Below are 25,456 nucleotides of genomic sequence, written 5' to 3'. Positions count from 1 at the left end.
ATCACTCACTCCTTTATAGTGCATGTTCATAAACGGACTTTTGAACAACCTCTTATAGGTCTGGTTCTGTAATAATCTCAACCAAAGCGCTGAGTGCACTAGATATATGTTCACCACGGGAATACACAAATCCTACTTCCAACCGACAATAGGAATCAGGCAAAGACATCACCGCGATCTCACCTCTTAATTCTGCTTTGGTAACCGAAGAACGTGGCAGCAATGATACGCCGAGCCCGGCAGATACACCATTCAGAATCGTGTCCAGTGTTCCATATTCCATGATGTTAAGCGTGTGGATACCCTGATCGTTCAAAAAGGATTCCGCCTGAGTGCGATGAGTGCATCCGATCTCAAAAAACAACATCGGCCTGGACAATAACGTGCACATCTCATGTACTCCAGGTTCAGCGATCAACACCAATTCCTCGTCATACATCTTCATATAATTCAGCTCAGGATGATCAATTGGGCCATATATTAAGGCTCCATGCAATTCATGTTGGATGACCTTCTGGTTCAGTTCATGGGTCCCACCCGTGACAAGCGAATGTTTTACTTCCGGGTAACATGAAGTATATTCAGCCAAGAGCGGCGTCAGAAAAGTAGAAGCTGCTGTCTCTATGGCACCTAGACGAAGCATGCCAGCTGGTGGGTTACCCACTTGCGTGGCCTGCTCTGCTTCATATAATAATTCCAATATTCTATCCGCATACCCAAGCAGGTTCTCGCCTGCTGGTGTAAGCGACATCCCCCGATTGGAACGATGAAATAGCGGTACTTGCAGTTGGGTCTCCAACTGTTTAATCCGTGCTGTTACATTGGACTGCACATAATTAAGTGAGAGCGCAGCTTTACTGATACTACCTTCGCGGGCAACCGCCTGAAATATTTTCAAATCACCTGCATCCATACCCTGATCACCTGCTCGTCGTTATATCAGCATTCTGCATCATCCGATTCATGCAAAGTGCTTATCTATTATTTTTAATGATACTGACAATCATTTTTGTTCATTTTACGTGAATCTGCTCCGTCTGTACAATGAGGCTCAGTAGTGGAATCTAGCTACACAGACAGGAGGAATATTGAACATGAAAGCTATTGTCCATTCGGCCCAGAGCGGCCTTGCAGGTCTTCAATATACAGAGTCAATCTCTCGGGCACCAGAAGCCGGGGAAGTGCAGATTCAATTAAAATCCGCTGGTATCAATCATCGGGATCTATTCATCATGGCAGGACGCGGCCCTCAGGACATCCCACTCGTTCCCGGTTCCGATGGAGCAGGTATTATCGTAGCGATTGGCGAAAGCGTAAGAGGGTTCGCGATAGGAGATGAAGTCATTATCCATCCTACACTCGGTTGGGAACATGCATCTGAAGTGCCGACCGTACCCGATATTGTTGGTGGCCCTACGGATGGAACACTCGCGCAATATATAACGTTGCCTGCTGAAAATGCCCTGCCTAAGCCAGCCCACCTATCCTGGGAGGAAGCAGGTGTGCTGTCCCTTTCAGCGCTGACGGCCTATCGCGCCTTATTCACTCGCGGTGTATTGAAGAAAGGTGAACATGTGCTCATTCCCGGTATTGGCGGTGGTGTTGCAACCTATGCCCTGCTCATGGCAGTAGCGGCTGGTGCCACGGTGACCGTCACCTCCAGAAGTGAAGCCAAAAGAAATGAGGCACTGCGCTTGGGTGCTACCCATGCATTGGATAGTCATGCCGATTGGAGTACGCAGAACGATCTGGAACCTGTGGACATCATCTTGGATAGCATCGGACAAGCCATGTTCCCAAAATATTTTGATATAATCAGACCAGGTGGACGTATCGTGATGTATGGTGCAAGCTCGGGGGATGATCTGACTGTACCCATTCGTTCTATCTTCTTCCCGCAGATCAGTCTGATCGGCACCTCTATGGGCAGCCGTGAGGAGTTTATCCAGATGCTACAATGGGTGGAGCAACATGACATACATCCTGTAATTGATGGCGTATATCCATTGCAAGACGTAGTAAAAGCATTCGAACGTATGGAAAAAGGCGAGCAGTTTGGTAATCTGGCTATCCTTATGGAGTGATATCTATTTTGAGATGGGCCTTCATGAATTGTTGAAAATTGATTTAGATAATGGGGTGAATCCATCTGACCCGTCTCGCTAAACGTATACTAATTGTTCTTATTACTATTATCATTGTGGCCCAAATTCCTATGTTAAAAGAAACCTTAGCCCGAGGAGTTACTACGTTATATGTGAAGATAAAGTATCCCGAACATTCCTTTCAATTCCAAGACTTCAACTACGAGTCTCATTTCGGGAACTATATCATTTCATATACTGATCAAGACGAACAAGGTATTAGTCTGATGCTTGAGCCCAAATTTTTTCCGGTGCTCATTATATATGATCCATTGAATCAGCCCATGAAAGACTAGTTTGTTCACGCTATGAATCATTCAGGAGGTATCGATATGGACAATCCATTACATTTGGTCGAATTGGTTCGCAAACTGATGGACTCTGAAGGAACGGAAGCCGAGTTGGATGACATGTTGACGGAGCTACAACAGCAGGTTCCACATGCGGGGATCAGTAATCTCATTTTCTGGGATGATCGAGACCTGACGCCTGAACAGATTGTGGAAGAAGCCTTGGCTTCCCGTCCGATCCTGCTTCCGCTCCACTGCAATTGAAACAAGGAAGTAATAATCAATAAACCAAGTTTACCCTCCCCAATTTCCATAATTTCGTTATAATGGTAAGCAAGACACCATGCTATTGGAGGAGAATTATGGAAACGGAAGCTTTACGCAACGTGGAACAACTAGCTCTGAAGAAACACAAGATTTACAAACAAAGTTTAATCAGGTACCTTGCACGCTCCATGCTGGCCAGTATGTTTATCGGATTCGGCGTCATCGTGGCGTTTAAGACAGGTAACTTCTTTTATATGGAGCAGTCCCCGTTCACCTATCCGATGGCGGCAATTACGTTTGGGGCGGCCATCATTCTGATCGCCTATGGCGGGGGTGACCTGTTCACGGGCAATACGTTTTATTACACGTATGCGGCGCTGCGCAAGAAACTGCGCTGGTTCGAAGTGATCAAGCTGTGGATTGCGAGTTATAGCGGTAACCTGATGGGCGCAGCTGTGTTTGCCCTGTTAATCTACCTGACCGGATTGTTCGACTCGTCTCAGGTGAATGGTTTTCTGTTAAGCGTGGTAGAACACAAAATGGAAGTTCCAACCATGCAGCTCTTTTTCCGGGGAATTCTGTGTAACTGGCTTGTGTGTATGGCGTTCTTTGTTCCAATGTTTATGAAGGAGAATGGAGCCAAAATGTTTGCCATGATGCTCTTTGTGTTCTGCTTCTTCATCTCGGGATACGAGCACAGTATCGCCAATATGTGTACGTTCGCGATTGCACTTGTGCTGAATCACCCGGGGACGATCTCATTTGAAGGTGTGCTTCACAACCTGGTTCCCGTGACCTTGGGTAATCTGGTGGGTGGTGTGCTGCTGATGGGCTTTATGTATTATGCGGTGAACAAACCGTTTCTGGATGAAGAGACACATTAATCTCTGGCAAAAAAAGACATCCTTCCGGCCCGGTCCTTCGACCGTGGCTAATCGGTAAGAAGAATCCAAAACACCCCGGCAACCTTCCCATCTCAGGGAGAAGGTTGCCGGGGTGTTTCTCTACGGGCAGGCTCACGGATAAGCCGCCTGCCCTCCACACGCATAGCCATGTGATACACAACCACATGGCTCCATGCGGTGGGTCGGCAAGCAGGCCGCAATCAGGTAGCCCTGTGTTGCCCGCTTGCCAACCCCCTCCGTGGCTTAGAAGTACTCCCGCCACGGAGTATATTCAATATCGTTGTCGCCGCGCGTGACCACGATCATATTCTCGATTTTACCCGTGTCCTTATTGGTACGGTAGATCATCGTACGTGTCTCGCCTTCTTCCGGCACAGAGAACAGGAACTTGTCCGCAACGAACGAAGAACCAAGTCCAGTGGCATGTTCTGTAAAGGCAGAGCCCGTCTTGCTTGTGAGCAGCAGACCAATCCCGTAGGCTGTAGCCGTTTGTGCTGCTTTGCCAAAGAGATGCTCGCCTTGACTGGTCGTGTGCGTTTGCTCCGAATACCTATATTTTTCCGTATCCTTGCTATAGTCCACCACATTGCCCTGTTTATCCAGACTGATGGTGGTCGTTTCGCCCTTGTCGCTTTTCACCTGATACGTACCTACGATGGAATCCTCGGTTATTTTTACCGTCTTGCCAGTATTGGGGTCAGTCTGATAGATTACATCTTCGTACTGAAGCCGAATGATGTTCATACTGGCCTGAATCTGCTGCGCCAGTTCTTCGTCACCCATCTCTTTGGCTTTCTTCAGCATTTCCTCATAGTTCTGGTATTTCTCGGCATCCTTCTCATCCCATTCATCCATGTTCTTTGGTGGACCTGGCGTTTTGTCCAGATCATCGCCTTTATTTTTGCCCATGGTTGATAGCGCCCGCGCTGCGGTCAGCGCCGTCATGATTGCCTGGCTCACCGCCTCTTCATCTGTCGTGCGGAAACGCTCGGCAATCTTCTTAAGCTCCGACTGAATGGACAGAACCAGTTCCAGAACAGATTTCATCGTGCCTTGAGCCGTTGAATAATCGTTATAAAAACGCTCACGCTCCATGCCATCCCAGTTGCTGCGCATGACACTCATCTTACCGTCCAATGTGGACATGAATCCCGATAATTGCTGATGTGCCTGAGCGAACTGCCCACTGACCGTCTCCAGTTGTTCCGGTGTCACCTTGATCTGTGTCATCCTGCACACTCCTCATCCTGGTCATTTATAACTCATGGTCTATCCATTACGACAATCTCTCGGCCTCTTCCTGTCTGATCTCCAGATGCAACAGCGGAAACGGATTACCGGAACTATCCAATTCGGAACGACCTGTCTGTACAAATCCCATCTTTTCATAGAATCGGGCTGCTCCAGTATTCTGCTCATTAACATCTACCTTGAGGTGACGGCCTTTGATTTTGAAGGCATGGTCTATTAGCAGACGTCCCAGACCCTGCCCGTGTTGGCTCGGATCTACAAACAGCATCTCGATAAAGTTATCATCCACACCAATAAAACCCACGGGTTGTTGCTTCGTATTGAGCACTTCCCAAACCTCGACTTGTCTTTGTTGCAACACATCACTCACCACTTTTTTGTAGAACTGAATGTGATGCTCTTCCAAAAACGTATGGGTTGCCCGAACAGCACTCTCCCAGATCTCGACCAACTTGTCATGATCCTGTTCCCGATATGCAGCGACTAACATGTCCGACGTATGCTCCTTCTCTATTAAAAGTAAATGGTTATGTAAAGCCCGATCCTAGGATCGGACTTGTTTAATACATCAAATTTGAAATAACTCTACGTTTATTTTACCATGTCCATCATTCAATCTGTACCCATAATTTCCAAGCTTGAGTCAACGTTCTACCTCCGTTTTTGGCTTCCAACGGAAGGTTGCTGCCGATTGGGAAGGCAGTATATATCGAAACGAATCTCCATCTATGACTACATCAAAGGAAATTTCCGCCTCACCCGTGTTAGCTGCAACGAGCACCATCGTTCCATCCGGATTGCGGAAGGTTACGTTCTCGATCTTGCCCTGTTCTTGCGTGGAATCAACTCTTACAGCTCCTGGACGTACATAACGGCTGATGTGGCCTAACACATAATACTCGACATTTCTAGTGATTTCATCACTGTCCGGGTCAATCGTCACAACCCCACGACAGTTCTCACAGCCACCGTTCGTGGGTCCACCTTGCGGATCAAGTGCGATGTTCCAGAGCAGCACATTTTTTGCCCAGTTGCGAGGTGCACCAATGATGAGATTGGACATCTGCCAGCTCAGATTCTCGCCAAAATCAGAACTCCACTCCCCACCACTACATTCGGTAAAATAAATATTCTTGTCTGGGAAGCGCTCATGCACTTCCGACATGGCAGATGGATCACCTGCATAACAGTGGAAAGCAGATCCATCGATATAAGCAGCAGCCTGCTCATCACCAAGCACCGTAGCGGTATATTCAACCGCCTGATCCCAGTTATGATCATACGCGATGATTCGCGTGTCCAGTCCCGCATCCTGTAGCGCCGGGCCGAGATAATCCTGAATGAACATCGCTTGTTCTTCAGCTCCCATACTCATACTCGGATATTTGTCCGAGGTGAACTCCGGTTCATTTTGCAACGTGATCCCATAGATGGGAATGCCCTTTGTCTGATACGCTTTGATATATTTCACAAAATATCTCGCGTACGCTTCATACACTTGGGGATCGTTGTAATCCAGATACCAACCGTTAGTGGTCTTCTCCCCATACTTCATCCAGGCCGGGGCCGTCCACGGTGTGCCCAGTACGTTAAGATCCGGTTTTAAATTAGCTACACGCTCCAGCATGTTCACAACTTCCTGATCCTTTTCGATCGAAAAGGATTCCATGTCATAGTCCTTGCCAGACTCGATATCATCATAGGTATAACTCGAAGCTACACCTGATCCATCTACCGAATAATCGGAGGCACCAATCGTATGACGCACCATATCCATGTTCAGCCCTTCTGTTGTAAACAGTTCCTTCAGCAGTTGCTCTTGTTGTTCCTCTGAGAGCTCGTTGATCAGATGCGCAGATGAACCCGTCATCGCTGCGCCAAATCCATCCATGGTCTGATATATCTTTTCCGAGTCAATCTGTATGGTGAACGCCGACGAAGAAATGTCTGACTCCTGCGTTGAAGAAACTGAAGATCTTGGGTCTGCATCATGGTGATCGGTAATTGGAATGGGCTTCTGTGGTGTAAGCAGATTTTGCTGATCTCCCGTGGTTAACCAGACCTCGGCCGTTCTCTGTTTGTCCACAACCGGTGGCGGAGCGGGTTGTTCACTTCGGTTGAAGATAAGCCAGATTCCTATACCGACAAAACAAACAGCAGCGATCAACAGGATCATCCATCGTTTGGGATATTCTCGCCAACCTATGTTTATCATGCTTCACTCTCCTTCCATTGTGGAAAAAGCCGCGGCCACTAGGCCACGACTCATTTTCCTAATCTATATGAAGTAGAACAAACTGCATTTAACGAAATAACTTCACTGGGAGAACAACCTTCCAATCTCCCTTATTGAACTTTTATTTACCGGACTTGCTTCCGATATTCACACTGCCTGTCAGACGGATATCATCCGATGCACTGCCAACATACACTTGGACTTTACCCTTAGGCATTACCCATTCATGGGATGTTTCATCCCAGTAGGACAATGCGCTGCGATCCAGTTGAATGTTGACCCGCTGCTGCTTGCCTGCCTTCAGATCTATCTTCGCCCAACCAGCAAGCTGCTTCTCTGGCGTTTCAACTTTAGTTGGCAGATTGCCAACATAGACCTGTACAACTTCTGCACCGGCAACTTTACCGGTATTGCGCAGATTCAGGGATACTTCTACAGTTTCCTTATAGCCTTTACCTGTGTTTTTCACATGCAGATTACGATAATTAAAATCGGTATACGACAGTCCGTGTCCAAAAGCAAACGCCGGTGTCATGCCTTCTTTGTCATATCCTTTATACCCTACAAAAATACCCTCGGAATAGTTGCCCACCCCGTTAATACCCGGGAATTGTTCCGCAGTGGATACCGGGGTCTGGGAATCATCTGATGGGAACGTCACCGGCAACTTACCGGATGGATTCACATCACCAAACAGCACACGTGCCACTGCATTACCTTGTTCCTGACCTGCATACCAAGCCTGAACGATGGATGGCACTTCTTTTTGCCAGGAATCCATTTCAACAGCGCGACCACTCATTTGCACCACAATCGTTTTTGGATTGGCTGCTGCTACCTTGCGGATCAGCTGCTCCTGGTTATTCGGCAGCTCCAGGTCGGAACGGTCAACGTAACCTTCACTGTCATACGTGCGAGTTACCACGACGGCAACATCGGATTTTTTCGCCAGCTCAACTGCTTTTTGCATTTTGATATCCACAGCGTCGTCTGGAGCTTCCCAGCCAAAACGAACCTGTGCACCCATATCATGATTAGTCTGTACCGGGAAATCCGTACGATACTCAATTCGAATATTGTGGGACTCACCTTCTTTGAATGTGATTTCTTTCTTCGTTGTACTCAATGTTTCACCTTGATTGTCTACGAGTAACTTATCATCCACATACAGTTTCGCAGAACCTAGACTGGTCAGGGACAGTTTATATTCACCCGTTTGAGGTGCTGTGATCGCCCCTGTCCAACGAGCAGACATTTTGGCATTGAATTTCGTAGGTGTCACTGGAAGCTTGGAAGATTGTGCGTTAAAACCTTCATAGTTGTAGAATCCAAGATTCATGTTGACCTGATGATCTGTTCGGACCAAAGAAGGATTACCCTCCATATCTTTATTCGTCCAGTATTCAGCACGCAGACCGTATTCCGCACGATCTGTACCATAGTCTCTTTCACTTTCCTGAGCATCCGCTGGTGATAAAAGAGTAGAAGGTACGGCGGATGGCCCATTAAATGCATCTCCTGCGGAGATAGGATCGGTTCCGGCAGCATATTTTACATCCACACCGTTACCAGCACGGTTACGAATGCCTTGAAGCGGACTTACAGTATACGTCGGATTAACCAGACTGCTACCTCCACCAGCAGCAGATGCGTTATCTGCATCCGGACCGATGACAGCGATGGATTTCACGTTTTTCTTGGACAACGGCAGCACATTATCATTGTTTTGCAAAAGAACCATGCTCTCTTCTGCAATTTCACGTGCCTGTTTGCCGTCTTTCTTAGCATTGATTTGTGTATTCGTTACAGGGTTATCAAACAGCCCTTTACCGAACATTTGAAGCAAAATGCGTCTAACCTTCTCATCAATGGTTTGCTCGCTGACTTCGCCATTGTTCACGGCTTCCAGCAATTTGTCTCCCCATTTGCCGTAAGGCTCTCCCGGTGTCTCCAGATCCAGACCCGCATTGGCGGATTTGGCTGTGCTGAAATTTGCACCGTAGTCACTCATGACAAACCCTTCGAAGCCAAACTGATCCCGAAGGACATTGGTCAGCATCTCCTTGTTCTCACAAGCATATGTACCGTTCACCTGGTTAAATGAACACATTGCCGAACCAAGATCCGCTTTTTCAACCATCGCCTGGAACGGACGTGCATAGACTTCTTGAATCGCACGTTCGCTGGCTGTTGCATTGGTCGTGAAACGTTCAGTCTCCTGGTTGTTCAGGATATAGTGCTTCGCAGTAGCGATAACCGGATTACTTTGAATCCCGTTCACATACGCTGCACCCATGCCGGAAGCCAATAGCGGATCTTCCCCGAGAGATTCGAAGTTCCGGGAACCCCATGGTGTACGTGCAATATCCAGTCCAGGGCCGAGCACTACATTATGTGTTGTATCATGTGCTTCCTGACCGATCAGATCGCCATATTTCTTGGCCAGATTGGTATCCCAGGAAGCCGCAAGCGCGATGGGTGCAGGCAATGCCGTGGACTTTTTGTCCTGCACATCCGGGTTAGCCACACGTACTCCTGCGGGTCCATCTGCCATCTGTAATGCTGGAATGCCGAGGCGCTCCAATCCATCATTATAGAAACCATAATAGTTATTGACTTTACCAGTTACGAATCCAACTTTCTCCTCCAGCGTCATCTCCTTGAGCAACAGCTCGGTGCGTTCTTCCGCTGATAGAGATGTGTTCATCCAAGGCCGATTGGCCCCAGAATCCGCCTCCGCGGCGAAGGCGTGCAGCGGCATAGCCGCAACCGCCACGATGATTAATAACATAAACCATCGTTTGAGGAAAATCAGATTGAGTCTTCTGTTCATGTTGTAAGTTCTCCTTCTCTCTTGATCATTTTTCTTGTGCACATATTGAATACATGTATACAAGGGAATGCAAACTGGCTTGATCCCAGTCTTTCAAGCATTCAGGTCGTCCTGCACATGGCTTCTGAAACTGCAGCCTGCAAGCCAGTCAGCAGATTTCGCTTCCTAACGATAGCCGACATGATACCGAATTACATCCCCTTAAATTTGGTAAATGACCAATTAGAAAGAGCCTAGTTCTTTGGAATCACCATGTTAACAATTCAGATAACAAAACAAGAAAACGAATTATTTACATTTCCGTAACTACTTTCGAACAAATTCTTTACTTTTAAAAACAGTCGGTTCGACCCACTCCCGATCAACCAATTAATGCAATTAATTATCAGATTAAGGAATATGTCGACACACTCTGGGTCCTAAGTCTATTTGAAAACGGAACCAATCCGGTCCATTGAAATATCCAAAAATATAAAAGCAGCTGAGGTCCCTTTTAACAGGTTCTTCAGCTGCCTTTATGTTGAAATTGCTCCATATTGTTCACTCCGTCCATGATTCTTGTTCTACACTCGTTATATTGAGATTTGAAGTTACTTTGAAAATCGGAGTAACAAATAAAAAAACCGCCCCACTGGGCGGTTCAATTCTAGTTCGTTCACTTCTAATTCTGTAACTGTGCAAGAATCTGCGGGTCCTTGATCTTTTTATCTTCGGCGAGCAACATCACCTTGGACAGAATCTCAGCTGTTCTCGGATCTTCATCGAGGAATGGCAGGAAGATTCGACCCCGATGCTGACTGTGCACCGGAACAATATGAAGTGCACCTGTGGCTTGTTTGAACACATTACCACTCCCCAGATGAACAGCATACTCACCCAATTCACCATCAATTCGTGCGTAATTCCCGTCCAGACGTACATTGTCGATCTTCAGCAGACGCAACGACTCGTTCACAATGACGTGACGCATCTCGATGGTTGTCAGGCTGGCTTCCGGATCTACGCCTCCCACATGTGCAACGCTGACCACCAGATCGATATCACGCATAACTTCCGAGAAGAACGTCAGCGGCACATCTTGCAGCGCTACAGGTTTGTAGCTCTTGCGATCGTAGAACTGCACCGTCTCCAAGGTAGGTGCTTCGGTATCTGCTGGTGAGAACCAATCTGCCATGGCATAGAGATTCGCGATCAGATTATGCTCATAGCTTACCTTCTGCAGACCTTCCTCATAACTGACAGTCCATTGGCGTCCTTTAAGCAGAGCTACTGCTTTTTTCGGTTGAATCTGATACCCCGCATATCGGCGGGACACCGTACCATTAGCCAATTCGTCCTCGTTAGGAAGATACAGCTCACGGAATACCTGCTTGAACGGCTGACGCTCCTGACGGGTGAACAGATCCCGCTGGAATTCACTCCAGCTTCCGCTCTGATACAGATGAAGCGGATGAGCAATCAACAGTTGATCCTGTTCCGCTAGTGCATGGACCGTACCCTCCGGTCCTGGTGCAACCAAACCATTGGATAATACATCGAATCTTCCCGTCTTGTCACCTGACTGGAATACAAGTGTTCTTACCAGCGGTTGTATAACCGGATTTTGCATCAGACTGGCAATTTCCTGACGTGTAAAGGATGTTCCAGCAGTCATCGAACGTTCCAGCTCCTGTCGTGCCCGGCGATACTGATCCACCAGATCCGATTTCAGCTCTTTCAGTTCAGCGATATATCCATCTTTTTTGAACCGGGCAGGTACAGATTTGAGTGTCTTACCTTTACTAACGATAACCATCTCGGGTTGACCTTCCTCATCGATGACCAATTGCGCTGTCGTATCAGCATCCAATGCATGAGGTTCAAAAAAGGATTTCATCTCATCCAACTTACGTGCTTCCATGTCCCACATCAGCCGCGTAACATCGGCATAACCTGCATTACGAGCAAGATTGCCCAGTGCAATCTGCGATGCCACACCTTCACTGGCACGGCGTTGCGCACCGAATTGTTTGCTCTGCATCAGAAACTTCTGAATGAAGTCGTATCGCTCACGCAGATCCTGTTCGCGATTTACAGCGAATGGAATCAAACTGTAGGTTAACAAGTGATCCTTGTTTCGCTTGTCTGACACGGACTCACGCATATCGTCCAGTCGAAGCTTGCCTAGTGCAGCATCTGCGAACAATTGGGATCTGCGGTGGTTGGATCCCCCGGAAATGTACTTGGCACAATCGTATAACAGATTGAACCGTTCCTCCCCGACAGCAGCATAGGCTTCTTCAAACCAAGCGATATCAAACGCACCTTCATTAAAGTCCTGTGGTGAGATTGGAGAATAGTGGGCCACGATGGTTTCTTTCTCCGCAGTAAAGCGTTCATTAATATGAGCATGGAAGTACCAGGCCGCACTGCGTAGACCTTCCCATCCCAGATGTTTCGCTACAATCTCCATCCACTGCGGGGCGTACATGGCTGCTTCCAGCAATTTCTTCTCATTCACCGGATACTTCTGGAGCAATTCCCCAAGACGCTTCTCATCTTCTCCATCTCGTGGATGACAATTCTGAATTAGATAGCTAAACGTCTCTTTACGTGTTGTGTTGTCCCCATAACTATAGATATATCCACGGACAAATGTATCCTGATCCATCGCCGAGACCAGATGTACCCAGTGTTCCATGCCTTCAATTCGATCCAGTTTCATGGCAAGTGTGCTTACTTCTGTAGAGAGTTCTCCCCGGGTCAGCTCAATCTCCAGAATGCGATCGACCACCGCATCTCGCAATTGAACAAGCTTCGGATCACTCGCGATCATTTCTGTACGAGTGGATGTTAAGTCCCGAATAAACAACTGACGATTCCCACCGACCAGCACCTGTCGATATATCTCTTGATCATCAATCAGGTTCAACTGGTACGCACGCAGGAAATCTTCAAGTGACAGTAAAGACAGCGGTTGACTACTCTCTACAAGACTGGTGAACTGGTAAGCTGTCTGGAAGAAACGTTTGAAGCTGTTATCGTCATGGATTTTGCCACGAACTACATAATTCCAAGGTCCAGTCAGAATATGAAGCATGCCTGACTCTTTTTCGAGTCGATCAGCAGGCATACTTGCGATGATGGAGGCCCAGGTTTTCTCAGCTATTTCAAACGTGTCGATCGGATCGCTATCCTGAAATGCCGCCGATATCAGTGCCACTACCTGATCCTTATACGTTAACGAATCCAGCATCTGCTGCAGCTTTTCGATGTCATCCAGAGGATAGATCTGTTCGGCAAACGACTTGCGCCAGCCTTCCAATAACGGAATCTTCTGCAATTCGTCATAGTCATACTGCTCACGGAAATAACTGTAATGGTCGCTCAAATTGCCATTGAACTCCCCGAGCTGTATAGCCATGTATAGCTGCATCAGTTCCACACTGCTGAACCCGGCATGTTGAATATAGTTCTCCCATACGTCATGAAGCGGGAACTGTTCCATCTGCTTCATTTCATTCCGCTCTCCATACGGAACCTTGGAGCGAAGACTCGCTCCGACTAACAATGTGTCTTTATAGCCAGCGTAGTATTCCACCTGATACTCATAATCCCTGTGTTCATGCACTAATTCACTAAGTCCCTCCAGAAATGGTCTGGTCTTATCCAGAGAGAGTGTAAAGATATCCTTCGGATTATGGCCCTTGAGATCACGCTTCTCATCCAGCAATGGCTCACGTCGCTTCGGATCAAATAAACCAAATCCATTAGAAACTGTGTAACGACTCCCCTGATCAGTCAGCTTATCCAGTAGTTTCTGTTCCTTGGCAGTGGGTGTCTCAATCAGCTGCGCCAATGGCTGCAATTGCTCCTGCTGATCTATCCGCTCTGGATCTGCCGCAATCTCGGTCAATAATTCTAGCGCACCCAAGCGCTGCAGTTCACTCTTGGCCTGCAAAAGTCGCTTCAGCGAGACCGCCAATTGGTCCACGGGTTGCAGTAACAATACATGAATGACCTTCTGACGAAGTGAGCCTGTTTTGAGCTTCATCAACGCCTCCATCTGTTTCATCTCATCAACCGTCAACGTGAGCAGCTTCGCTTTGGCGAGTGCACTCTCCCGATTACTGATGCTTTTATCAGACAAACTCTCAAACACAAACTGTCTTTGCACCTCATTATCGGGATGCTGAACAAACTGGGACAACAGTTCTCCGCGCAGTTCCGGGCTTAAACGGTCCTTGATTGCGATGACCTCCCCGATCCATTCCGGGTCCATATCATAAGCGGCCAAATATAACATTTTCTTGACTACATCATCCGTATCAATCCGGTAGTGAACATACTCAAGTACACCCGATGGTCCACCTGACCCTCCTTTTGGAATGGCAGCCAGCATCTGTTTGAACCGATCAAAGTCCTGACGCCGCAAGCCCTTATCTCCAAGAGCAGGCAATGGCCACACGTAGACGCTACGCTGATTCTCTCCATTCTCGAAACTCCAGTTGTACATATACATCGCATCATAGTTGGTCACAATCCAGTGCATCAACTCGGTATCCTGCGCCTCCAGATAACGACGTGCAATGTCCAAACGAAGCTCCCTGTTCTGGCTGTTAGCCAGTACATATTGAGCAACAATCTTCTGATATAACTGACCTTGATCCATAATCTCGATTATCTTGCTCTTCAATTCATTCTCTTCAATGACCGCTGTCGCCCAAAGACTGATAAAGAGTTTGTTGGCGTTAGCTTCCTGCTGCCAGGCCTCGCGTACTTCTGGTTGCACAAGCGCCTGATAGGCCTGTTCAATCAACTGTGCCGCAACACGTTGGTTGGCTGCTTCTATACCGATCCCCGTCCATACGGCAAGCGCTCTTACCACGGAACTGAAACGAATCAGGTTGTTGTCGATAATGATTTTTAATATGTAAATATAGGCTTCCAGTGTCCCTTCATCCATCCGCTCCACAATGCTTTGGCGCAGCCCTTCCTGCAACCTTGCTGCAACTAGCAGCTCACCCACCATCTGATAGGCATCCGCCTGATCACTCATGAATATACCTTTGATCATTTCATGGGTTAACAGCGCCGTCTGATTGTCACCATAGATAACATCATGCAGCGCCTGCTTCATATCTCCGCCCTGATGATCCAGTTCATAAGCGATACAATCCGCCAGGACCCAACGGATCTCATGCAAATAATCCAGCTTGTACTCACGAAGTGACACATATTCTTCCAGCGAGAAATTTTTCATTTCCATACGGAACAATCCCATCAGTTTACGGATGACTTGTTCTACATGCTGCTCCGGATCGGATGTGCGGAAAGGGCGGCGTTCATAGTTGTTACTGTATGGGAAACGAGTCGCACGCTCTGCAATATAACGGAATCGTGCAACCAATGACTCGCTCTCCAGATGCTGGAGCACATCCAATAGTGGCTCGAATAATGGTTTCTGCGTTTCTGCAGCCAGCCTTCCAAGCAACTTATCAGTATTCAAAAACATCTTTTCGTCTCCACGTAAATACGTAGACCCGGCGATCTCCACAACATAGCCTGCCAGCTCAAGCTGTACCCCTGTTAACGACTTGGCTCTTTCCTGCAATCCATCCATATACACCTGTACTTGCTCTTCCTGATTCATCCTGTTCTCCTCCTTCATCGTTCTCTACCACAGACGCCCGGCTAGCATTGTAAAACGAATAAACACCACGTTATCTCCGTCTTTTACAACAAGCGACTCATCCAGCTCCTGCAATTCTTCATCGTTGAGAAATACTTTATATAACCCATCCTCATAGGCGGTTATAGCTGTCTCCATCGCAACATTCAGATCAGGAACACCCTCATTGTATACTGCGCCAAACCCAACTTTCCCCACCGCTCCTTGTGTCTCAATCTCATCCGGCATCAGGTAGGCGAGCAATTCTGCCTGTTGTTTCTTGTCCTGAAGAGCTTTTACTTGTAGAGCCACCATGTTCTCAATGAGCTGCCTTAACGTATGAGTTGTTTCCGGAAGTTCGGCAGCTTGCTTGGCAAGTACCGGCTTGCGCTTGCCCAGACTTTTTACCGTTATCCATACATTCACTGCATTACCTCCCTTGTCCTGCTCTATTTGAAGAAGCTTCCATAAGCCCCGATATCTATACCACGATGCGGAATAACCTAAACTCGAAATGATTATCTGTCTCTAAATAAAATATAAAATACGTACATATGTACCCCTAATGAACATCATAACTAAAATTCAATCCATATTCATGAGCCAATCCTCATGTTTACGTGGAACCACGGAACTAGGGCCTACTTGCGTACATATACGCAAAAAAAGCCGCACAGTGTCATATAAATATGGACTGTGCAGCTGCTAAGCTACCATTAGAACAGCTTATGATGCCTGAGAACCTTTATAAACTGAAACCTGTATGAATCATCTCGCCAGACGCAACGGTCGAATGGTTACAGCTGCTGTCTTGAACCCAGGCATCCGGCAGAACGGATCCAGCTCTGGTCTGGTGGCCCGATTCACATTCTGAATGCCGCCCCAATGCATCGGCACGAACAAGGTATCCTCCCGAATCGAATCTTTGATACGCGAACGAACCGTGAAGCTTCCGTACGTCGATTGAATCTCTACCCACTCTCCATCGTGAATACGATAACGGGCAGCGGTAGCCGGGTGAAGTTCAACAAAGTTCTCCAATTCACGAGCTGCCAGTGCCGGACTTCGATGTGTCTGCACCCCTGTAAGATAATGAGGCAGCACACGCCCATTGGTGAGAATTAAGGGGAACTCCGAAGATATATCATTCCAGCCCGGGCTGGATTCAAATGTGAACGCCGCTTTGCCATCCGGGTGAGCGAATCGTTCACCGAACAGCAGTCCTTCTCCCTGATCTTCGAGGGCAGAACACGGCCAGTATACCCCTTTCTCGTTACGCAAACGCTCATAGGTAATGCCATAGTAATCAGCGACTCCGCCGCGGCTCGCCACCCGAAGCTCATTAAAGATATCCTCAGCAGTGTCATATTCAAAGTAAGAAGCTTTACCCAATTGCGCGGCAATCCGGCATAATATATCCCAATCATCAAGCGTTTCTCCCGGTGCAGGCCGCCCCTGTTCACGGAGCAGAACACGCCCCTCCAGATTGGTCAGTGTACCTTCATTCTCCATATAAGATGTAACCGGCAGAATCAGATCAGCCATGCGTGCTGTCTCCGACAGGAACATATCTGCCACGATCAGAAAGTCCAGCTTGCGCAGACCTTCTTCCACCAAACGCACATTGGGGTTGGATACGACCGGGTTGGAGCCCATTACAAGCAACGCCCGAATCTCCTGATCATGGACCTTCTCCATCATCTCGTAGGCGGATACCCCTTTGCCTGGCAAACTTGCAGGTTCCACGCCCCAGACGGATGCCACATAGGCACGATCGGCTTCATTTTCAATGGATCGATAGCCCGGCAGCTGGTCAGCCTTCTGCCCATGCTCCCGTCCGCCCTGCCCATTGCCTTGACCTGTGATGGCACCATATCCACAGCCTTCTCTACCAATTTTGCCAGTCGCCAGCACCAGGTTCAAAAAGTGTCTAACGGCCATATGCCCATCCGTCTGCTGCTCCACACCACGTGCTGTCATGATCATGCCTGTCTCTGCCTCACCATAGGCCATCGCTGCCTGACGAATCAGCGCCAGATCAACCCCGCACGTTTGTGCCGCCTGTTCGAGTTGCAGATCAGCCAACCCTTGTATCAATTGATCGTAACCATGCGTTCGTTTGTCTATAAAATGAGGCTTCACCAATCCGGCATCCATAATCACCTTCAACATGCTATCCGCCAGCAGAGCATCCATGCCAGGCTTCACCTGCAAATGAAGGTCGGCAATGGCAGCGGTTGCCGTCTTGCGTGGATCAATAACGATAATGAACGCCCCGTTCTCCTTGGCCTGATTGAAGTAGGGCAACAGGGTAGGTTGGCATTCTGCAATATTGGTACCTGCGAGTACTATACAACCTGCCTTGGGAATATCAGACAGTCGGAACGTCAATCCACGATCTATCCCGAACACTTTACTTCCAGCTGAAGCCGCAGCTGACATGCAGAACCGTCCATTATAGTCGATATACTTTGTCCCCAATGCAACCCGGGCAAATTTTCCGAGCAGGTAGGCTGTCTCATTGGTCAAAGATCCGCCTCCGTAGACTCCGACCGTATCTGCTCCGTATAAATCCCTCAAGTCCTGAAACCGCTCTGCGATGGTCTGAATGGCCTCCTTCCAGGAACAGGGTTCAAGCTCGCCATTACGACGAATGAGCGGATGCATTAATCGTTGACCACTGAGCGCATGTTGATGCGCATTCATGCCCTTCACACACAACCTGCCCTGAGAGGCTTCATTCGGAACACCCTGAACCGTATACTCACCACGACGCTGGCCTGCAACAGGTGCAGCCAGTTCTTCAACAGTCATCTTGCACTGCACACTGCAATACGGACACTGGGTTTCCTTTACATGGAGCTTGGAGGCTGTTGGTTCTGAACTCACGGATAATCCCATCTTTTCATCCCCGCCTTTCATCTATATATCAGCTTGAAGTGTAGCTGCAAGTTCCTTCTGTAACTGGTCATCCAGCAGCGTTTCCCGAATCGACATGAATCCCAATCGTTCCGTCCATGCCCATAACGGCTCATCATACCAAGCGGTTTGGCGATACCATTGAAGGCAGGCTGATGCAAGTGTGGCCGCTTGCACCTCTGTTTCAGCCACCCCAATCAAGCCACCTTGTTTGACCGGATGCTCTGCATGACCGCCTGCGTAGATCTCCCATCCAGCTGGTGAAGCCAGCAAGCCAATATCCTGCACCAGTGCGCTCACCAATGATCCCGGCCCTGGTGCAACTCCCATATTCACCGGCGACGGCATTGCAGCGCCGATCCAACTCGCACGAAGCTGTGCAGCCAGCCCCCTGGCATCTCTTGCATAGGATGAAAGCGGGATCTGATCATCCCAGCGCACCTGAACCTCTGAGTGACCTTCGATCTCTCGAACAACCATCGTTCCACCGGATACCTGTAAGTAATAATGAATTACGGGGCGACATACCGCGCAGCCATGTTCCGAACCCCAACCCAGCTTCTGCAAGATCAAAGATATGTCTGGTAGCCCTGTCTCCAGAACATTGATGTCAGCCAGTATTCCCTTTAACTCTGCATGCCCAAGATCCGTACAACTGCAAACAGGCATTGGAGCAGGTTTATCTGGTGTGGCTACCACGCCAGTACCCCCGTTATTTTTCAGGTTATGCGTATGTTTCAACAGAGCAGCCACCATCGGGCGACAGCCACCGCATGAACCTGACGCCTTGGTCTGCTCCTTCACCTGATCTGCCGTCTCGAGACCCTGTTCCTGAATAGCTTTCATAATGGCAGCCTTGGTCACATTGTTGCAGGCACATACGGTCTCCTGAGCCGGTAATGCCGCAGCAGCAATCTCAGCCGGGTCCGGAGCCCCTTCACGCGGAGCCAATTCCGCCACATCTGCGCCTCGTTGCACAAGTCCAAGCAATGCCGTTCCTTCGGTTGTATCTCCAAATAAAATGGCTCCGCGCACTTTGCCAGCCTGCATCAGTACTTTTTTATATGTGCCTTGAATGCCATCCAGATGTTGAATTGCGGTCTGCATGCCTTCCCCACTGATCTCGCCTGCCGAGAAAACATCAACCCCCGATACCTTCAGCTGTGAGTATGGAATTGATCCTTTGTATTCAGGCGTTTCCTGTCCACAGAGTGTACGTGCGAGCACCTTCCCCTGTTCGTATAAGGGGGCCACCAGACCATAACTAATTCCCCGATGTTCAGCACATTCCCCAACTGCGTAAATACCCGGTACACTGGTGCGCATATAGTCATCTACCATAATTGCCCGATTGGTGGCGATTCCACTTCGTCTGGCCAGGTCCACATTTGGCCGAATTCCTACAGCGACAATGACAACCTGAGCTTCAAGCTTGGAACCATCTGTGAAGAGCAGCCCCTGCGCCTGCGATCGTCCGGTGATTTTTTGCGTATTTCTGGCCAAAAGAAAGGACATACCCTGCCCTTCAAGTTCCTCCTGAAGCATCGTGGCAGCCTTCTGATCCAACTGCCGATTCATAATGTAAGGTGCGTTATGGACCACCACAGCTTCCATGCCCAGATGCAGTAACCCGCGCGCAGCCTCTAGCCCAAGCAATCCGCCACCAATGACGGCGGCCTTGCGATAGGTTTTGGAATAATCAGACATGCGCGTACAATCGTCAATCGTTCGGAAGGACATGACCCGCTCTTTATCAATTCCCGGAATCGGTGGGATAAAAGGTGAAGACCCTGTCGCCAGAATCAGGACATCATAGGTTTCTTTTAGTCCGGATTCCGTCTCTATATATTTTCCACGGGTATCAATGCGGTGTACCGTTTCACCTGTACATAGCCGTATATGATGCTCGGCATACCAAGTCCAATCATTGATAATGATATCCTGTAACGAATGCTCACCCTGCAATACTTTTGATAACATGATCCGATTGTAGTTGGGACGGGGTTCATTGCCGTAGATTACAATCTCATACGTATCAGGCTCCAGTGCTATAATCTCTTCGACACACTTCACTCCAGCCATGCCATTCCCGATAATCACCAGTTTGCTTCTACTCATGGGCTGCCCCCCTATCTCTCTCTCACCTGAAAATAAACAGAAAAATCCCTTCTCCATGATTCGGAAAAGGGCACCGTTGCCTCCGGAATCCACACGCCTTTGTGTGGATTCATATTAGATTCAGATTAAGGGAATCTCAATCTAATGTCAACTAAATTAACATTAAAAGTGCGAATAACGATTAAAAAATGAATTATTAAAAATATCATGTAATTTTTATTGACATACACATTTTCTCTTGATTATAATTTGAATCAAAATCACAGTGCTGTGATCAACTCAGATGCGGGAACACAATGACGTGTACCGCCTGTCGGCAACGGGGCCGCAAATCGTTCAGATCTGGACGAATTGCGGCCTTTTTCTGCCTTAACAAGCACATAGACAAATCACGAAGATCTCAATTGGATGAGGAGCGATGATGGATGATGGAGAGCAAAAGTTTTTGGAAAAGCGGGCATAAGCCCACCCTCTTCGGGGCGTTTATGTATTTTGACATCAGTTTTATGATATGGGGGATGCTTGGTCCACTCGCAGTTGTCATAGCGTTGGATTATCCGATGACTCCGCTGGAAAAGGCCAATCTGGTCGCATTGCCTATTCTCGGCGGCTCCATCCTGCGCCTTGTGCTTGGCTTCATGTCTGATTATATTGGTCCGAAACTGACCGCACAGATCGGGATGCTCGTCACCTTAGTTCCTTTATTACTCGGCTGGTTATGGGTTGACTCCTTAAGCCAACTGTACGTGGTGGCACTCTTGCTTGGTGTCGCAGGCGCCTCCTTTGCTGCTGCGCTACCTCTGGCAGGCCAATGGTATGGCAAGGAGCATCAGGGTCTGGCCATGGGTATTGCCGGGGCGGGTAACAGCGGAACCGTACTCGCGACGTTGTTTGCTAATCGCTTGGCTACGCATTTTGGCAGCTGGGAAGTTGTGTTCGGACTTGCTATTATACCGATCGTTATTGTATTCATCCTCTTTTCAATCTTTGCCAAGAATAGCCCTAACCGGCCTGAACCCAAGAAATTGTCCCAATATGGAAGTCTGCTTAAACAAAAAGATGCTTGGGTATTCTGTGCCTTCTATTGTGTGACCTTTGGTGGCTTCGTTGGATTATGTAACTATCTCACCATCTTCTTCAACACCCAGTATGGGCTCTCTCCAGTTCGTGCCGCTGACATTACCACCTTCTGTGTAATCGCAGGCAGTTTCTTCCGGCCTGTAGGGGGTTATCTGGCGGACAAAATTGGTGGAACCCGCATGCTAACATTCCTGTACACAGGGGCTTGTGTCATGTTAATCGGAGTATCCTTCATGCCACCGCTTCCTGTTGTAGTAGTCATGTTGTTCCTCGGTATGATGTGTCTGGGAGCCGGAAATGGCTCCGTGTTCCAACTGGTTCCCCAACGTTTCGGCAATGAGATTGGCCTGATGACAGGTATTGTGGGTGCCGCTGGCGGATTGGGGGGGTATGCACTGCCGCTGATTCTCGGTCAACTGTATAGCAGCTATCAATCCTATACACCAGGTTTTGTCATTCTTAGCCTGATTGCAGCAGCTTCCCTGTTCCTGGTTCTCTTCATGCAATCCCGCTGGCGTGTGAGCTGGTTGAGCCGAGGTAACAAAGGCATGGCGGAATCGACATCCCTTTCTTCCTGAGCAACCACTCGGCCGTTAACCAATGGTACGGTGTATGTGGATGATCCCGAAGTCGAAGTAAGCAAAGAACAGCGCAGCCCGATGGGGCTACGCTGTTTTTTCTGCTTAAAGCTGCTTTTTTGCTTAAGATGAATACTTTTGAAGAACAATAACCGCATTATGACCGCCAAAACCAAAGGAATTAGACATCCCAATCCGCAACTCTGCTTTTCTTGCCTCGTTTGGCACATAATCCAGATCACATTCGGGGTCCCTCTGCTCCTGATTGATGGTTGGAGGAATGATGCCATGCCGCAGACTTTGAATAAGTGAGATCGCCTCCGCACCGCCTGCTGCACCAAGCATATGTCCCGTCATGGACTTATTCGCTGTGACCGGAATATCATAGGCACCTGTCCCGAAAAGTTGTTTAATGGCTCTCGTCTCAGACAGATCACCTGCCTCCGTACTGGTGGCATGGGCGTTAATTACATCAATGTCCTCAGGTCCAATCTGAGCTTCTTTCAGTGATGCTTTCATCGCCAGATATGCACCCCGTCCTTCCGGGTGGGTAGCTACCATATGATACGCATCTGAACTGGCACCATATCCAATCACTTCGGCAAGAATATTCGCCCCTCTTGCTAGAGCATGAGACAGTGATTCCACAACCAGAATTCCAGCACCCTCCGCCATGACAAAACCGTCTCTCCCTGCATCAAATGGACGGCTGGCTGCTTGGAACGCTTCATTTCGTGTAGACAACGCTGTCGCATTACCGAAGCTTGCCAGTGACACTTCCGTTACAGCCGCTTCTGTTCCTCCAGCAATAATGACATCGGCTCCGCCATGACGAATTAACCGGAAAGCCTCTCCAATGGCTGTATTGCCAATGGAACAAGCTGTTACTGGCGACAATGTCGGTCCCCAGCAACCAAACCTCATACTGACCATAGCTGCCGCCATATTGGAGATCATCATAGGTACCAGTGTTGGGCTGACTCTCGCAGGTCCCCGTTCTGACAGGATCTTGCCTTGTTCCATCAATGTCTGGATGCCACCTATGCCTGAACCAATATATACACCTACCCGTTCACGGTCCAGTTCATCCATCACAAGACCCGATTGTGATACAGCCTGATCCGTAGCAGCAACAGCAAATTGAACGAATCGATCCATACGCCTTGCTTCCTTGCGTCCAAAACGCTCTTCACCATCAAAATCACGGACCACTCCTGCGATTCTGGTTTTGTACGAAGCTGTATCAAAATGTACTATAGGTGATACACCTGATCTACCCTCAATCAATCCGTTCCAGAATGTATCTACATCATTTCCCAGAGGAGAGATAACTCCCATACCTGTAATCACGACTCGTTCCATGTCCATCCTCCTTCAGCGCTGTTGTCTACCTTACTCTTACGCTCTGCCACTAATAGTGCACTTTTGAATATCCTATTACAAGTTGTCAATTATAATAGTATAATGACTACCATGATAACGAGGATTGAAGGTGATGGATTGAACTACGATGTCAGGTTACAGGCATTGTCCACTTTTCTGAAAACACAGCGTTCCAAAATTTCCCCCGAATCGGTCGGTTTACCCACTGGAAGTCGGAGAAGAACGCCTGGGCTGAGGAGAGAAGAGGTTTCCCAACTGGCAGGAGTGAGTACAACATGGTATACCTGGCTTGAACAAGGTCGGGATATTCAGGTATCCCATTCCGTGTTGGATAACATTGCTTCGGCACTGAGGCTTACTACAGATGAACGAAAATATCTGTTTTCGCTCGCCATGGAGCATCATACGGAGCTACCCACACTGGAAGAAGAACCGGTTCAACTTCACCCTTCCTTGCAGAAAATTTTGCAAGAACTTCACCACTGTCCTACCGTGATCTCGGATCGGCGTTGTTACATTGTCGGCTGGAATGATGCAGCCCGGCATGTTTTTATTGATTTTGAACAGATTGCCCCCGAACAGCGGAATATGATCAGTCTGTTATTTGATCGAAAGGAGTTTCGCAGGCTCGCGGTGAACTGGGAGGATTTTGTTAGCGGATTTCTGGCAATTTTTCGTGCTTACTATGGCCAGTATGTTGATGATGAATGGTATAATTTATTTTTGGATGACATGATGAACAGACATCCCGATTTTCATACCCTTTGGAAACAAAGCAGCGTCAGTAGTGCCCCGGACGTATTAATCGAGTTCAGGCATTCCAAAGCAGGCAAAATGTTGTTTGATCTGACTTCGTTGCAGGTTCAGGGTAGTTCCGATCTGCGTTGCAGTGTCTACACCCCTGCGCCAGAGAGCGCTACCGAGCGCAAATTGATGCGCCTGATCGAGCGTGAAGCTGATCCACATCTTGGCAAGCATTAAATCGGAGTCTCTCACCTTCTCGGAGTCATGTTAGAGCCTTGACATCCTCATGTTGCATGTTTTAAATATCAGGTATATTAAGTAATCCATGGATCTTAGTCCTTCTACAAGAAGGGGGTTCAGAAAGGAATATCATGACGAAAGTGCTTATCATAGAGGACGACAACATGTTAGGCGATACATTATCCTTGTATTTGCAAGGTGAAGGGTATGATGTTATCCGTGTCGATAACGCAAGAGATGGTCTTCTACAGCTTCAAGCGCGGCCTGATATCCTGCTTCTTGACTTGATGCTCCCTGATTCAGGTAATAAGAATCCTAGTTCTCTCATGCGCCAACATACGGCAATCCCCATCATTGTCATCTCTTCCTTAACCGAGGTTTCTGAGCGTATTCGATCATTAACAGACGGGGCTGATGACTATGTATGTAAGCCTTTCAGCATGCAGGAGCTGAAGGCACGTATTGAGGCCGTATTGCGTCGTTACTCTATATTGAACAGCTCTGTTGTCACTGAACAGGAATCCGGAATATCTCTCGATCTGGCCCGAAGAACTGTTTTGTTGAATAACCAGCGCGTGGAGATGACGTTTTCCGAATTTGAGATCATGAAGCTGTTTATCCTCAATCCTGGCAAAGTCTACAGTCGGTATGCCCTGATCGAAGCCATTCGTGGTATTGATGCGTACATTAATGATCGCACCATCGATGTGCACATTACCAAGCTTCGCAAAAAAATTGAGGACAATCCAAAAAACCCCCAATACATTCAAACCATCTGGGGGGTCGGATATAAGTTCACACCTTAAAACAACACAGCT

The 25,456-nt window shown here is 48.1% G+C and carries 16 protein-coding genes; 6 read left to right on the top strand and 10 right to left on the bottom strand.

Features of this window, described 5'->3' with window-relative positions:
- Positions 1 to 52 precede the first annotated feature (52 nt).
- On the bottom strand, positions 53 to 913 hold the full coding sequence (locus MHI52_RS04975; RefSeq protein WP_405158583.1) for a LysR family transcriptional regulator: 861 nt from the start codon (positions 911 to 913) through the stop codon (positions 53 to 55).
- Between the two features lie 181 nt (positions 914 to 1,094).
- Between MHI52_RS04975 and MHI52_RS04970 the strand changes: the two genes are divergently transcribed.
- The 3 genes from MHI52_RS04970 (at position 1,095) to MHI52_RS04960 (ending at position 3,585) form a co-directional block, all read left to right on the top strand.
- Positions 1,095 to 2,084, top strand: coding sequence for a zinc-binding alcohol dehydrogenase family protein (locus MHI52_RS04970; protein ID WP_405158582.1), 990 nt, complete (start codon positions 1,095 to 1,097; stop codon positions 2,082 to 2,084).
- Positions 2,085 to 2,476: 392 nt separating this feature from the next.
- On the top strand, positions 2,477 to 2,698 hold the full coding sequence (locus tag MHI52_RS04965) for a bacteriocin immunity protein (protein ID WP_405158581.1): 222 nt from the start codon (positions 2,477 to 2,479) through the stop codon (positions 2,696 to 2,698).
- Between the two features lie 98 nt (positions 2,699 to 2,796).
- Entirely contained in the window at positions 2,797 to 3,585 is a 789-nt protein-coding gene (locus MHI52_RS04960) for a formate/nitrite transporter family protein (protein WP_017690511.1), read from the top strand.
- 264 nt (positions 3,586 to 3,849) lie between these two features.
- Here MHI52_RS04960 and MHI52_RS04955 read toward each other — a convergent pair whose 3' ends face one another.
- From MHI52_RS04955 to nirB, 8 genes are all read right to left on the bottom strand, one after another.
- Positions 3,850 to 4,836 (bottom strand): WXG100 family type VII secretion target, encoded by a 987-nt coding sequence (locus MHI52_RS04955; RefSeq protein WP_036606168.1) that lies wholly within the window; start codon positions 4,834 to 4,836, stop codon positions 3,850 to 3,852.
- 46 nt (positions 4,837 to 4,882) lie between these two features.
- A complete protein-coding gene (locus MHI52_RS04950) occupies positions 4,883 to 5,347 on the bottom strand; it encodes an acetyltransferase (protein WP_047841716.1) in 465 nt (154 codons plus the stop codon).
- A 153-nt stretch (positions 5,348 to 5,500) separates the two neighbouring features.
- Complete coding sequence (locus MHI52_RS04945; protein WP_405158580.1) at positions 5,501 to 7,072, bottom strand: glycoside hydrolase family 30 protein; 1,572 nt, start codon at positions 7,070 to 7,072, stop codon at positions 5,501 to 5,503.
- Positions 7,073 to 7,214: 142 nt separating this feature from the next.
- Positions 7,215 to 9,926: a glycoside hydrolase family 3 C-terminal domain-containing protein gene (locus MHI52_RS04940; RefSeq protein ID WP_405158579.1), complete on the bottom strand. Its 2,712-nt coding sequence runs from the start codon at positions 9,924 to 9,926 to the stop codon at positions 7,215 to 7,217.
- A 661-nt stretch (positions 9,927 to 10,587) separates the two neighbouring features.
- On the bottom strand, positions 10,588 to 15,558 hold the full coding sequence (locus MHI52_RS04935) for a DUF4132 domain-containing protein (RefSeq protein ID WP_405158578.1): 4,971 nt from the start codon (positions 15,556 to 15,558) through the stop codon (positions 10,588 to 10,590).
- Positions 15,559 to 15,582: 24 nt separating this feature from the next.
- Positions 15,583 to 16,002 carry a hypothetical protein gene (locus tag MHI52_RS04930; RefSeq protein WP_047841712.1) on the bottom strand — a complete coding sequence of 140 codons (420 nt, stop codon included), beginning with the start codon at positions 16,000 to 16,002 and terminating at the stop codon, positions 15,583 to 15,585.
- 342 nt (positions 16,003 to 16,344) lie between these two features.
- On the bottom strand, positions 16,345 to 18,477 hold the full coding sequence (locus MHI52_RS04925; protein ID WP_405159353.1) for a molybdopterin oxidoreductase family protein: 2,133 nt from the start codon (positions 18,475 to 18,477) through the stop codon (positions 16,345 to 16,347).
- Positions 18,478 to 18,498: 21 nt separating this feature from the next.
- The gene (gene nirB / locus MHI52_RS04920) at positions 18,499 to 20,613 is read right to left on the bottom strand and encodes a nitrite reductase large subunit NirB (protein ID WP_405158577.1); all 2,115 of its coding nucleotides are present in this window, start codon (positions 20,611 to 20,613) and stop codon (positions 18,499 to 18,501) included.
- 428 nt (positions 20,614 to 21,041) lie between these two features.
- Here nirB and MHI52_RS04915 point away from each other — a divergent pair, with 428 nt between their 5' ends.
- The gene (locus tag MHI52_RS04915) at positions 21,042 to 22,271 is read left to right on the top strand and encodes a NarK/NasA family nitrate transporter (RefSeq protein WP_076253512.1); all 1,230 of its coding nucleotides are present in this window, start codon (positions 21,042 to 21,044) and stop codon (positions 22,269 to 22,271) included.
- Positions 22,272 to 22,394: 123 nt separating this feature from the next.
- On the opposite strand, the gene fabF is transcribed toward MHI52_RS04915, so the two are convergent.
- On the bottom strand, positions 22,395 to 23,633 hold the full coding sequence (gene fabF / locus MHI52_RS04910) for a beta-ketoacyl-ACP synthase II (protein WP_076253482.1): 1,239 nt from the start codon (positions 23,631 to 23,633) through the stop codon (positions 22,395 to 22,397).
- A gap of 138 nt (positions 23,634 to 23,771) precedes the next feature.
- Between fabF and MHI52_RS04905 the strand changes: the two genes are divergently transcribed.
- Both MHI52_RS04905 and MHI52_RS04900 read left to right on the top strand, forming a co-directional pair.
- Positions 23,772 to 24,635 carry a helix-turn-helix transcriptional regulator gene (locus tag MHI52_RS04905; protein ID WP_036672651.1) on the top strand — a complete coding sequence of 288 codons (864 nt, stop codon included), beginning with the start codon at positions 23,772 to 23,774 and terminating at the stop codon, positions 24,633 to 24,635.
- A 134-nt stretch (positions 24,636 to 24,769) separates the two neighbouring features.
- Positions 24,770 to 25,444 (top strand): response regulator transcription factor, encoded by a 675-nt coding sequence (locus MHI52_RS04900; RefSeq protein WP_076253483.1) that lies wholly within the window; start codon positions 24,770 to 24,772, stop codon positions 25,442 to 25,444.
- Positions 25,445 to 25,456 lie beyond the last annotated feature (12 nt).

This window comes from Paenibacillus sp. FSL H8-0283 (assembly GCF_045040675.1).
Taxonomy (GTDB): Bacteria; Bacillota; Bacilli; order Paenibacillales; family Paenibacillaceae; genus Paenibacillus; species Paenibacillus amylolyticus.
This window is presented reverse-complemented; position numbering and strand designations above follow the sequence as displayed.

Coding starts and splice junctions, on each gene's coding strand:
- MHI52_RS04975 (WP_405158583.1), bottom strand. CDS start 913: ATGGATGCAGGTGATTTGAAAATATTTCAGGCGGTTGCCCGCGAAGGT.
- MHI52_RS04970 (WP_405158582.1), top strand. CDS start 1,095: ATGAAAGCTATTGTCCATTCGGCCCAGAGCGGCCTTGCAGGTCTTCAA.
- MHI52_RS04965 (WP_405158581.1), top strand. CDS start 2,477: ATGGACAATCCATTACATTTGGTCGAATTGGTTCGCAAACTGATGGAC.
- MHI52_RS04960 (WP_017690511.1), top strand. CDS start 2,797: ATGGAAACGGAAGCTTTACGCAACGTGGAACAACTAGCTCTGAAGAAA.
- MHI52_RS04955 (WP_036606168.1), bottom strand. CDS start 4,836: ATGACACAGATCAAGGTGACACCGGAACAACTGGAGACGGTCAGTGGG.
- MHI52_RS04950 (WP_047841716.1), bottom strand. CDS start 5,347: ATGTTAGTCGCTGCATATCGGGAACAGGATCATGACAAGTTGGTCGAG.
- MHI52_RS04945 (WP_405158580.1), bottom strand. CDS start 7,072: ATGATAAACATAGGTTGGCGAGAATATCCCAAACGATGGATGATCCTG.
- MHI52_RS04940 (WP_405158579.1), bottom strand. CDS start 9,926: ATGAACAGAAGACTCAATCTGATTTTCCTCAAACGATGGTTTATGTTA.
- MHI52_RS04935 (WP_405158578.1), bottom strand. CDS start 15,558: ATGAATCAGGAAGAGCAAGTACAGGTGTATATGGATGGATTGCAGGAA.
- MHI52_RS04925 (WP_405159353.1), bottom strand. CDS start 18,477: ATGGGATTATCCGTGAGTTCAGAACCAACAGCCTCCAAGCTCCATGTA.
- nirB (WP_405158577.1), bottom strand. CDS start 20,613: ATGAGTAGAAGCAAACTGGTGATTATCGGGAATGGCATGGCTGGAGTG.
- MHI52_RS04915 (WP_076253512.1), top strand. CDS start 21,042: ATGGAGAGCAAAAGTTTTTGGAAAAGCGGGCATAAGCCCACCCTCTTC.
- fabF (WP_076253482.1), bottom strand. CDS start 23,633: ATGGAACGAGTCGTGATTACAGGTATGGGAGTTATCTCTCCTCTGGGA.
- MHI52_RS04900 (WP_076253483.1), top strand. CDS start 24,770: ATGACGAAAGTGCTTATCATAGAGGACGACAACATGTTAGGCGATACA.